Origin of the sequence: Corynebacterium sp. HMSC08F01, from assembly GCF_001807545.1 — a bacterium.
Classification (GTDB): Bacteria; Actinomycetota; Actinomycetes; order Mycobacteriales; family Mycobacteriaceae; genus Corynebacterium; species Corynebacterium coyleae.
Genome location: NZ_KV789270.1, coordinates 21,095 through 32,712 on the forward strand (window position 1 = coordinate 21,095; position 11,618 = coordinate 32,712).

At 65.4% G+C, this 11,618-nt stretch carries 10 protein-coding genes; 8 read left to right on the plus strand and 2 right to left on the minus strand.

Features of this window, described 5'->3' with window-relative positions; all coding sequences use genetic code 11:
* Positions 1–3 precede the first annotated feature (3 nt).
* Positions 4–543, plus strand: coding sequence for an RNA polymerase sigma factor (locus HMPREF3171_RS00700; protein WP_070421570.1), 540 nt, complete (start codon positions 4–6; stop codon positions 541–543).
* Positions 544–552: 9 nt separating this feature from the next.
* Complete coding sequence (locus HMPREF3171_RS00705) at positions 553–1,983, plus strand: YkvI family membrane protein (protein WP_070421571.1); 1,431 nt, start codon at positions 553–555, stop codon at positions 1,981–1,983.
* 3 nt (positions 1,984–1,986) lie between these two features.
* On the opposite strand, the gene HMPREF3171_RS00710 is transcribed toward HMPREF3171_RS00705, so the two are convergent.
* Together HMPREF3171_RS00710 and HMPREF3171_RS00715 are read right to left on the minus strand one after the other, a co-directional pair.
* Positions 1,987–3,015 carry an aspartate-semialdehyde dehydrogenase gene (locus tag HMPREF3171_RS00710; protein ID WP_070482191.1) on the minus strand — a complete coding sequence of 343 codons (1,029 nt, stop codon included), beginning with the start codon at positions 3,013–3,015 and terminating at the stop codon, positions 1,987–1,989.
* 12 nt (positions 3,016–3,027) lie between these two features.
* Positions 3,028–4,293, minus strand: coding sequence for an aspartate kinase (locus HMPREF3171_RS00715; RefSeq protein ID WP_070451630.1), 1,266 nt, complete (start codon positions 4,291–4,293; stop codon positions 3,028–3,030).
* 91 nt (positions 4,294–4,384) lie between these two features.
* Between HMPREF3171_RS00715 and HMPREF3171_RS00720 the strand changes: the two genes are divergently transcribed.
* From HMPREF3171_RS00720 to HMPREF3171_RS00745, 6 genes are all read left to right on the plus strand, one after another.
* Positions 4,385–5,215, plus strand: coding sequence for a DMT family transporter (locus HMPREF3171_RS00720; protein WP_070482193.1), 831 nt, complete (start codon positions 4,385–4,387; stop codon positions 5,213–5,215).
* A gap of 148 nt (positions 5,216–5,363) precedes the next feature.
* A complete protein-coding gene (gene leuA, locus HMPREF3171_RS00725) occupies positions 5,364–7,175 on the plus strand; it encodes a 2-isopropylmalate synthase (RefSeq protein WP_070482195.1) in 1,812 nt (603 codons plus the stop codon).
* Positions 7,176–7,234: 59 nt separating this feature from the next.
* The gene (locus tag HMPREF3171_RS11740) at positions 7,235–8,440 is read left to right on the plus strand and encodes a hypothetical protein (protein WP_070482197.1); all 1,206 of its coding nucleotides are present in this window, start codon (positions 7,235–7,237) and stop codon (positions 8,438–8,440) included.
* A 13-nt stretch (positions 8,441–8,453) separates the two neighbouring features.
* On the plus strand, positions 8,454–9,437 hold the full coding sequence (locus HMPREF3171_RS00735; RefSeq protein WP_070482198.1) for an exonuclease domain-containing protein: 984 nt from the start codon (positions 8,454–8,456) through the stop codon (positions 9,435–9,437).
* 10 nt (positions 9,438–9,447) lie between these two features.
* Positions 9,448–10,734 (plus strand): Mur ligase family protein, encoded by a 1,287-nt coding sequence (locus tag HMPREF3171_RS00740; protein ID WP_070482200.1) that lies wholly within the window; start codon positions 9,448–9,450, stop codon positions 10,732–10,734.
* Positions 10,727–11,467, plus strand: coding sequence for a type 1 glutamine amidotransferase (locus tag HMPREF3171_RS00745; protein WP_070482202.1), 741 nt, complete (start codon positions 10,727–10,729; stop codon positions 11,465–11,467). The genes HMPREF3171_RS00740 and HMPREF3171_RS00745 overlap by 8 nt, the downstream gene beginning before the upstream one ends.
* Positions 11,468–11,618 lie beyond the last annotated feature (151 nt).

Below are 11,618 nucleotides of genomic sequence, written 5' to 3' on the forward strand. Positions count from 1 at the left end.
GTTGTGAGCAGGAACGACGAAGGCTACATCACCGAACTGGCGCTACGCGCCGGCCGCGGTGACAAAGCCGCGCTCACCGAATTCATCCGCCTCACCCAAGACGACGTATGGCGACTGCTCGCCCACCTCGCCGGCCCCCAACACGCCGACGACCTCACCCAAGAGACCTACCTGCGCGTCCTCGGCTCCCTGCCGCGCTTCCAGGCACGCTCATCCGCGCGCACGTGGCTGCTCTCGCTCGCGCGGCGCGCCTGGGTCGACTCCGTCCGCCACGACATGGCCCGCCCCCGCAAGTCCGCCGCCGAATACGAAACGGTCGCCGCCTCCGACCCCAGCCCCGACAACCCCAACACGTGGGGTGACGTCATCGACGCGCGCTCGCTTCTCGACGAACTCCCCGCCGAACGCCGCGAAGCACTCGTATTAACGCAGGTCCTGGGCTATACCTACGAGGAAGCCGCGAAGATCGCAGGGGTGCGCGTGGGCACCATCCGATCCCGGGTTGCGCGGGCCCGTCGCGACATCATCGCTGGCACCGAGTAAATTATCTACATGCTGAAAAAAGCCTTACTTATCTCTGCCGCGTTCATCGGCACCGTGGTCGGCGCAGGCTTCGCGTCCGGCCAGGAGGCCATGCTGTACTTTTCCGCCTTCGGCACCCAGGGCCTGTGGGGAGCGATCCTCTCCTCCGCCCTCATGCTGATCGCAGGCGTGACCATCCTCCAGCTCGGCTCGTTCTTCCAAGCCAAGGAGCATATGGAAGTGCTGGGCATGATTTCGTCGAAAGTCATGGGCTGGATCTTGGACATCGCCACCATTGTGACGCTGTTCTCCATCGGCTTTGTCATGTTCGCCGGTGCCGGCGCCAACCTCAACCAACAGTTCGGCCTGCCCGTCTGGATCGGCGCGGTGCTCATGCTGCTGATGACGCTTGGCTTCGGCATGCTGGACGTGGACAAGGTCACCGGCGCTATCGGTGCGCTGACCCCGTTCCTGCTCATCTTCGTCATCGTCGGCTGTGGCTGGACCCTGGTCAACGGCCACCCCGACTGGGACGCCCTCAACATCGCCGCATCCAACGTGGAGACGTCACTGCCGAATTGGTGGGTCGCCGCCCTGAACTACACGGGCCTGAACATCATCTGCGTGACGTCCATGGCCATCGTCATCGGCGGTAACCAACTGGACACCCGCGCTGCCGGCCTCGGCGGCCTGCTGGGCGGCGTGGGCTACCTGGTCATGCTGATCCTGCTGGCGCTGTCGCTGCTGGTGAAGATCGAGACCGTCGAAGGCGACGACATGCCGCTGCTCACCCTGATCACCGACCTCAACCCGACCATGGGCACCATCATGGCCCTGGTCATCTTCGGCATGATCTTCGCCACCTCGCTGAGCATGTTCTACGCCCTGGGCAAGCGCCTCGCCCGCGGCCGCGAAGAACGATTCCGCCTCATCTTCGTCGCCGCCTGCCTGATCGGCTTCGCGCTGTCGTTTGTGGGCTTCCAGTCGCTGGTGTCCACCGTCTACCCGATCCTGGGTTACCTGGGCATCCTGCTGATCACCGTGATGACCCTGGCGTGGCTTCGCGGCATCCCGAAACTGCGCAAGGAAGGCGACCGTCGCCGCCGCGCCCTGGAACTGACGCGCAAGAAGATGGACCCGAGCGAGCGCTTTACCAAGAACGAGGAACGCGAACTCGAGTACATCACGTCCAAGTCCAACGTGGATGAGGAGGAACTCGTCGAGGCACTCGAGGAGGAAGTTGCGCAAGAGCTTCTCGACGACGACGAGATCGACTACGACGAAGAAGACCGCGAAAGCCCCTCCGACCTGGTCTACATCTCCTACACGGAGCCCGTGTCGGCCGAGGAGTACAAGGCGAACCCGGACGAGCCGTGGAACGACAGCACCGTCGACGACATGATCGCCGCCGAGGAGGCAGCCGAAGCCGCTGAGCGTGAGGAAGAGGAGCGCCGCCTCTAGCGGCTAGACCAGCAGCTCGGCGATCTGGATCGTGTTCAGCGCGGCACCCTTGCGCAGGTTGTCGCCGGAGACCACGAACACAAGGCCGCGGTTGCCGTCGATGGTCTGATCCTGGCGGATGCGGCCGACAAGGGAGTCGTCGATACCCGTTGCCTCACGCGGGGTGGGCACCTCGACGACACGCACGCCCGGCGCGCCCTCGAGCACCTCGGCGGCACGCTCCGGGGTGATCTCCTTCTCAAACTCCGCGTGCACCACCATCGTGTGACCCGTGAACACCGGGATACGTACGCAGGTGCCTGCGACCTTGAGTTCCGGGATGTCCAGGATGCGGCGGGATTCGTTGCGCAGTTTTTGTTCTTCGTCGGTTTCGAAGGTGCCGTCGTCGACAATCGAGCCCGCCATCGGCAGGGCGTTGAACGCGATCGGGGCGACGTACGGGCCGAAATCGTTGTTCTTGTCGGTGGCGCCGTCGCGCACCAGCACGTGGGGGTCGCCCAACTCGGCGACCTGGTTGGCCAACGTATCCACACCGGCGAGGCCCGAGCCGGAGACGGCTTGGTAGGAGGAGACGCGGAGGGTGCGCAGGGTGGCTTCGTCGTGAAGCGGCTTGAGCACTGGCATCGCGGCCATGGTGGTGCAGTTCGGGTTAGCGATGATGCCCTTGGCCAGGTTCTTCACCGTCTCCGGGTTGACCTCAGACACGACGAGCGGGACGTCGGTGTCCTTGCGCCACGCCGAGGAGTTATCCACCACGGTCGCACCGGCAGCGGCGAACACGGGCGCCCACTCGCGCGACGTGGAGCCACCGGCGGAAAACAGGGCGATGTCGACGTCAGCGACGGACTCCTCCGTGACCTTGGTCAGATCCTCGACGACGATGTCCTCGCCGCGGAACTCAATCGTCTTGCCGGCAGAGCGCGGCGACGCGAAGAAGCGCACCTTATCCGCCGGGAAGTTACGTTCGGTGAGGATGTCGCGCATCACGCGGCCAACCTGGCCAGTCGCGCCAACAACAGCAAGCGTGGTCATTTGCAAAACTCCTTAACGTCCAGTGCCTGCGTACACCACGGCCGGCTCGTCGCCGCCGAGGTCAAACTTCGAGTGGATCGCGCGCGCCGCCTCGGCCACGTCGGCCTTGCGCACCACGGCGGTGATGCGGATCTCGGAGGTGGTGATCATCTCAATGTTGATGCCCGCGTCGCGCAGCGCGTCGCAGAAATCAGCGGTCACGCCCGGGTGGGACTTCATGCCGGCGCCGACGAGCGATACCTTGCCGATCTCATCGTCGTACGTAATGTCGTCCCAACCTTCGTTGACCTGCATGGCGCGCAGCAGTTCCATGGTGGCGGCGCCGCTGGCCTTCGGCAGGGTGAAGGTGATGTCCGTCTTGTTGTCCTCGATGTTGGAGATGTTCTGGATCACCATGTCGATGTTCACCTCAGCGTCCGCGAGCGCGCGGAACACCTTGGCGGCCTCGCCCACCTCGTCGGTGATGCCCAGGATGGTGATCTTGCCTTCCGAATCGTCGGTGGCCACACCGGTGAGAACTGCTTCTTCCATGGGGATATCCTCCAATGCTCCGGCGACCAGGGTGCCGGTGTCGTTGCTGTAAGACGAGCGCACCCGCAGGGGCACGTTAAAGGCACGCGCGTACTCGACGCTGCGCAGTACAAGAATTTTGGAACCGCTGGCGGCCAGCTCGAGCATCTCCTCGAAGCAAAGCTTGTCCAGTTTGCGGGCGTCGGCCACGATGCGCGGGTCTGCTGTGTAGACGCCGTCGACGTCCGAGTAGATCTCGCACTCGTCGGCGTTCAATGCGGCGGCGAGCGCGACGGCGGTGGTGTCGGAGCCGCCGCGGCCGAGGGTGGTGACGTCCTTCGTTTCACGGTTCACGCCCTGGAAGCCGGCGACGATGGCGATGTTGCCCTCGTCGATAGCTTCCTTCACACGCCCGGGCGTGACCTCGATGATGCGGGCGTTGCCGTGGCGCTCCGTAGTAATCACGCCGGCCTGGGAGCCGGTAAAGGACTGCACCTTCTCCCCCAGCGCGTCGACCGCCATGGCGACCAACGAGTTGGAGATGCGCTCGCCTGCGGTGAGCAGCATGTCCATCTCGCGCGCCGGCGGGGTCGGGTTGACCTGTGCTGCCAGGTCGAGCAGTTCGTCGGTGGTGTCACCCATTGCCGAGCAGACCACCACCACATCGTTTCCTGCCCGGCGCGTCTCCACAATGCGCCGGGCGACCGCGTTGATGCGCTCGGCGCTTTCTAACGAAGATCCTCCGTATTTCTGGACAATCAGTGCCATGTCAGCCTCCCACGGATCCTTCGTGCATTCCAACGGTCAAGAATAGCGTCCCAAAAGCGTTGGTTGGCGTCTCTCGCTAATATCATTCACCGTGCATAGTATTTTTCTCGCCGTTGTGTTCGCGCTGCTTTCGGCGGCGACGATGGCGGCGGGCACCGTGTGGCGCCACCGGATCATGCGTGACGGCAGTTCGGTAGTGAAATCCATGCGTCGGCCGGCGTGGTGGGCGTCGATGGGGCTGGCGTTTCTCGCCTACGGTTTCCAGGCCGCGGCGTTAGCGTTTGGCACCCTGCTGGTAGTGCAGCCGATCCTGGCGCTCTCCCTCATGCTCACGCTGGTGTTTTCGGCGCGCGCGGAGCATCGCCGGATGCACCAGGCGGAGGCGTTTTGGGCGATCGTCCTCACCGCGAGTGTGGCGAGTGTGATCGTGTTCGGCCGCCCCATCCCCGGCGAGCGCGAGCCCGCGACCTGGGAGTGGGCCACCGTGGTGGGGGTCGGTGCGGTGGTCTCCATACTCGCATTGGCCATTGCTTCTCGACGACGCCCCAACACCCGCGCACTCATCGACGGCATCATCTGCGGCGCCATGTTCGGCTTCCAGGCCGTGTTCTCCAAGGTGGCGGTGGACGCGTTCGTCCACGGCGGCGTCTCTGGACTGCTCGCCTCCTGGCAACTGTGGGCGATGCTGGTCGCGGCGACCGCCGGCACCATCGTGCAGCAATACGCCTTCGCCGCCGGCAACCTGGCCACCTCCCTGCCAGCCTCCAAGATCGTCGAACCCCTGCTGGCGTTCTCGCTCAGTCTGACGTTGCTGGGTGAAAGCTTCAGGCACCAGTCGGTGTTGGGGTACGTGTTGGTGGGGTCGTCGATAAGCGTGATGCTCATCTCGGCGGCATTCCTCACACGCGTCTCCGTAAAGTGATGTAGGGTGTGACGCATGTCGCAACGGACGCTTCTCCTTCTACGCCGCGGCGGGAATCAGGCCCACTAACACGGCCGGCACCCCGTCGCGGAGTTTCTCATTGCCGGCCGTGGACACCCCCACCCCCCGACAATGAAGGAACCAAACAATGTCCGACTTCTTTGCACCCCGCGAAATCCAAACCCCCTCCGGCCCACGCAACGAAGGCCAACCCGCCTGGAACAAGCAGCGCGGCTCCCAAATGCCAGTCGAGCGCTACCTGACGTTCGCCCAAGAAGTAGAAGACATCACCCTGCCGGACCGCACCTGGCCCGACAAGAAAATCACGCACGCGCCACAGTGGTGCGCCGTTGACCTGCGCGACGGCAACCAAGCCCTGATCGACCCCATGAGCCCCGAACGCAAGCGCCGCATGTTCAACCTGCTCGTCGAGATGGGCTTCAAGGAGATCGAGGTCGGCTTCCCCTCCGCATCGCAGACGGACTTTGATTTCGTGCGCGAGATCATCGAAAAGGACATGATTCCCGACGACGTCACCATCCAGGTCCTCGTCCAAGCACGTGAACACCTCATCCGCCGCACGTTCGAAGCCTGCGCGGGCGCGAAGAACGTCATCGTGCACTTCTACAACTCCACCTCCAAACTGCAACGCCGCGTGGTATTCCGCAAGGACCGCGACCAGATCAAGGCCCTGGCCACCGACGCCGCCGAACTGATCAAAACCATCGCCGCCGACTACCCCGACACCAACTGGCGCTGGGAATACTCCCCCGAATCATTCACGGGCACCGAGTTGGAGTTTGCGAAGGAGGTCTGTGACGCGGTCGTCGCAAAGATGGGTGCCACGGCCGACAACCCGATGATCATCAACCTGCCCGCCACCGTGGAAATGATCACCCCCAACGTCTACGCCGACTCCATCGAATGGATGCACCGCAACCTGGAGCACCGCGACAGCGTCATCCTGTCACTGCACCCCCACAACGACCGCGGCACCGGCGTCGCCGCAGCCGAACTCGGCTACCTCGCCGGCGGCGACCGCATCGAAGGCTGCCTGTTCGGCAACGGCGAACGCACCGGCAACGTCGACCTGATCACCCTCGGCCTGAACATGCTCACCCAAGGCGTCGACCCCCAAATCGACTTCTCCGACATCTCCCGCATCCGCGACGTCGTCGAATACTGCAACCAACTGCGCGTCCCCGAACGCCACCCATACGGCGGCGACCTCGTCTTCACCGCATTCTCCGGCTCCCACCAAGACGCCATCAACAAGGGCCTCGACGCGCTCGCCCAAACCGTCCGCCCCGACGCCACCAGCGAAGACGTCACCTGGGACGAACTGCGCGACACCACCTGGGAAGTGCCCTACCTGCCAATCGACCCCAAGGACGTCGGCCGCACCTACGAAGCCGTCATCCGCGTCAACTCCCAATCCGGCAAGGGTGGCGTTGCCTACATCATGAAGACCGACCACGGCATCAACATGCCCAAGGCCATGCAGCCCGAATTCTCCGCCGTGGTGCAAAACATCACCGACTCCGAAGGCGGCGAAGTCAACTCCAAGAACATGTGGGACATCTTCGCCCAGACGTACCTCGACCTGGACACCCCGCTGGACCTGGCGTCCTACCGCATCGACGCCGCCGAAGAAGAAGGCGAAGACACGCGCGTGTCGGCGGTGGTGTCGTACGAGGGGGCTCGTCGAGAAGTGCAAGGCTCCGGCAACGGCCCCATCGCGGCGTTCGCCAACGCACTCGAGCAGATCGGCATCGACTTCGAAGTACAGGACTACTCGCAGCGCGCCCGCACCGCAGGCGACGACGCCGACGCAGCCTGCTACATCTACGCCGACGTCGACGGCACCTCCGCCTGGGGCGTCGGCATTGCCGGCTCCACCACACGTGCCTCGCTTGAAGCGATCGTGTCGGCTGTGAACCGTTCCTACGTCAAGAACTAGGCCGCCCTGCCCAAGAGGTCTATACTTGGGCACACCTTTGCAGGCGGTGAGGAGAACGGATGCGAACCTACGCGGTACCCGGTGGCGGATTCGACGTCCCCATTGAGCACCCGCTTATCGACGACCCCACCGCCACCCCCTTCACCGCTACCCTCAACCCCCTCGACCGAGGCGGGTTCGAGGTACTGCACGGTGACGCCGTGGTTGGCACACTCAGCGCCGGACGCCGCGCCGACCTCGACCACATCGCCCGCCACGGCTTCGCACCCCAAGTGCGCGCGCGTATCGACGGCAACGACATCGTCCTCGACCTCGCCGTCCCCAGCCTGTCCATCCCCACCAACGAACCACCCCGCGCCCCCTGGGTCCTCCTCCCCAGCGGCCAGGCCTACGCGGTGGGCCCGTACGGAACCGACCAACACCCCACCCAAGTCCTCGCAGTGATCGCTCCGGGTGGGGACGTGTCGGTCGATGGGCGGGTCGTCGCAAAGCTAGAGGCCCCGGAGCTTGCCGACACGATCGCCGACCTCACCGCACGCGACCTCACCGTCGTCGCCCGCGGCACCGCCGACGGCCACACGCTGACCATCGACGCCGCACCCCACACCGGCGACCTCAACATCTCACCCCTGCCATTTTTGCCCGCCCTGCCACGCGAGAACGACACCGGATTCTTCGCCACCGTCGACGCCGAAGCCGCAGCCCTCGCCGCCGACACCGAAGACAACGCCGAACTCGACACCGCAGGCAACAGTGGCATCGCCGGCCGACTCGTCGCCGCCGGAGCCGCCGTCATCGCCGTCGCCGTCACCGTCGTCGGCACCACCATGATCAGCGCATCCTGGCGCGAAGACCAACGCTCCGTCTCCCCCTTCCCCGAAACCGTCACCAACACGACCACGTCGGAATCGTCGGAATCGTCTGAGTCGGAGACGCCCGAGACGTCCGAACCGTCGGAGGCGTCGGAATCGCTCGAGCCGTCCGAATCGCCCGCCGCGCCAAGCGTCCCCGCCGTACGCGTACCCACCCCACAGCAGCAACTGCCCGTACCGGCGCCTGCGCCCGCTCCCGCACCCGCCCCGGCACCCGCACCTGCGCCCGCACCCGCGCCGGCACAAGAGCAAGCACCGGCTCCTGCCCCCGCACCCGCACCCGCACCTGCCCCGGCGCCCGACCCACGCCCATACGAATACTCCATCGGCGGCTTCAAAGTCCGATCCAACGCCCCGCTCGACCGCCCACTGTATGAGGTCACCGAGCCGTAGTACCCTCTGAACAATGAGTGACTACCCCTTCGTCGCAGTATTCGTGCAGGCAACCGGCATCCACCCGGCCACCGCACGCCTGCTCACCATCGACGCAGTCACCTTCGACGCCTCCGGCCGCATCGGCGAAGACTTCCACGCCGTGATCAACCCCGGCACCGACCCCGGCCCCGCCCACACCCACGGCCTCACCCCACACGACTTCGCCCAAGCGCCACGCTTCTCCCGCCACCTGCGCACACTGGACAAACTTCTCGACGGCCGCACCCTCATCGTCCACGACGCCCCCACCACCTGGGGCTTCATCGTCTCCGAGGCGAAACGCGCCATGAACGCCGCCGCCCGCGCCAACCGCTCACGCCGCGGCCGAGGCAACAAACGACGCCAACGCGTCGGACACGTGCCGCGGCCGGAGATGATTGTGGACGTGCTGGCGTCGTCGCAACGCAATGGCCACATCCCCACAGACACCCGCATCAACGCAGTCGCCAACATGATTGGCGTCGCATCCCCACCCGCAACCGCATCGCTCGAACGCGCGCAGGTCCCCGAAGCCGACTTCTCCCGCGAACAAACCCTCAAACTCATCGCCATGTACCTCCACATGGCCGACAACCCCGCCACCTACAACCCCGCCGACCTCACAGGCGACAAATTCGGCCTCCAACGAAGCGCCACCCGCGTCGACGCCGAAAAAGCCCCCGCACTCACCGCAAACCCCGGCACACTCAACAACGACGGACTCAAACCCGGCATGGAATTCGTCATCTCCGACGACATCAGCCGCAACCCCGACGACCTCATCGACGCCGCCATGCGCGCAGGCCTGACCTACCGCGAAAAACTCACCCGCGAAACCTCCGTCGCCGTCTCCGACGCCAAACTCCGCGGCGCCGAACTCCGCGGCAAAGCCATGCACGCCGACCGCAAAAACATCCCCGTCGTCTCCGGCGACGAATTCGCCCGCCTACTAGGAGACATGACCCCCGCAGAGTAGCCTTGTGCGCATGCAAGGACCCATCTCCCGAGCCCGGGCACGCCTAGCGACGACCGCAGCCAACCTCGCCACCGCAGCCTCCCGCGCCACCGGACGCGGCGCCGGCGGCATGATCGGCGGCCTCGTCGCAGGCGCGATCGACCCGAACATCATGGCCACCCTCGGCGGCGGCCGCCCCACCGTGCTGGTCACCGGCACCAACGGCAAATCCACCACCACCCGCATGCTCGCCGGCGCCGTGCGCACAAAGCACACCGTGGCCACCAACGACGGCGGCGACAACATGGACGCCGGCATCATCTCCGCTTTGCTCGCCGGCAAAGACGCGGAGGCCATCGTGCTCGAGTGCGACGAACTGCACGTCCCCAAAGTTGCCGAGCGCCTGCAGCCGAAAGCGTTCGTCCTTCTGAACCTCACGCGCGACCAATTGGACCGCGTCGGCGAGATCAACTCCATCGAACGCGCGCTCCGTGCGGCGGTGATGGCGCATCCGGATGCGGTGGTCGTCGCTAATTGCGATGATGTGCTCATCTCCTCGATCGCCTACGACCACCCCAACGTCATCTGGGTCGCCGCGGGCGCCGGCTGGCTCGGCGACTCCGTGACCAACCCACGCTCCGGCGGGCACATCGTGCGTTCCTCCGTCACGCACGACGAAGAAACTGACTGGTACGCCGTCGAAAAACTCCCCGACGGCCGCGAATTCCGCCGCCCCACCCCGCAATACACCGTCACCGACAACGCCCTGCAAACCCCGCAAGGCGCAGCGGTGCTCGACCTGAAACTGCCCGGGCGCGCGAACCGGGGCAACGCCGCCCAAGCCATCGCATGTGCCGTCGAGGCCTTCGGAGTGCCGCTCGACGATGCCGTCCGTGCCGCCAGTGAGGTGGATAACGTCGCGGGACGCTACACCACCGTCCACCTCGGCGACCACGACATCCACCTGCTGCTGGCCAAGAATCCCGCCGGCTGGCAGGAGGCGCTGTCCATGGTGGACCGTGACGCCGACGGCGTGGTCATCGCCGTCAACGCCAAGCAGGGCGACGGCGAGGACGTCTCGTGGCTGTGGGACGTCAAGTTTGAGGATTTCGGCGACACCCACGTCATCGCCTCGGGCGAGCGCGCCACCGACCTTGCGGTGCGTCTGACGTACGGCGGCATTGACCACGAGCGCATCCCCGACCCCGTGGAGGCGATTCGCGCCTGCCCGCCGGGTCGCGTGGAGGTGCTGGCCAACTACACGGCGTTGCTGAATCTGCGCCGCGCGCTGTCGAAGCAGGAGGATTACCGTGCCTAAACTCACCATTGGTCTTGTGTTGCCCGACGTGTTGGGTACCTACGGCGATGATGGCAATGCGTTGGTGTTGCGTGAGCGTGCGCGTCTGCGTGGTTTCGATGTGCACATCGAGCGCTTTTTGCTTAACCACGACATCCCCGCCACCTGTGACATCTACACCCTCGGCGGCGGCGAGGACTCCGCCCAGTTAATCGCGGCTGCCCGCCTGAACGCCTCGCCGGGGCTGCAGGCGGCTGCCGCGGATGGGCGTCCGGTCTTCGCGGTGTGCGCCGGTTTGCAGGTGTTGGGTCACACGTTCCGTGCGCATGGCGAGGAGGTTGAGGGCGTGGGGCTTCTGGACATCACCACGTCGCCGTTGGATACCCGCGCGACGGGCGAACTCCTGTCCGAGCCGACGCAGGCCGGCATCACCGCCGAACTGACCGAGCCGCTAACTGGTTTTGAGAACCACATGGGCGCCACCGTGCTCGGGCCCGAGGCGCAGGCGCTGGGCGTGGTGACGCGCGGCGTCGGTAATGGCGTCGGTGTCGCAGGCTCCACCGACGAAGAGTGGGTTGACGGCGTGGTGCAGGGCAGCGTGATCGCCACGTACATGCACGGTCCGGCGCTCGCGCGAAACCCGCAGTTGGCGGATTTGCTCATTGCACGCGCGCTGGACGTGCCGCTTGCGGAGTTGGCCCCGCTTGATCTCGAGGATGTCACCCAGTTACGTCGGGAGCGCCTCGCCAAATAGTTGGTCCATTGCCCCGCGGTTGGTGTTTTTCACCGGATACCCGCGGGGCGAAATCCATACTGGGGCACCCCGCACCATCACGATCCGGCCACGTTTCTTCCGCCACGGGTCATCATCATTCACCCGATTGTGATAGCGACACAACGGCGCC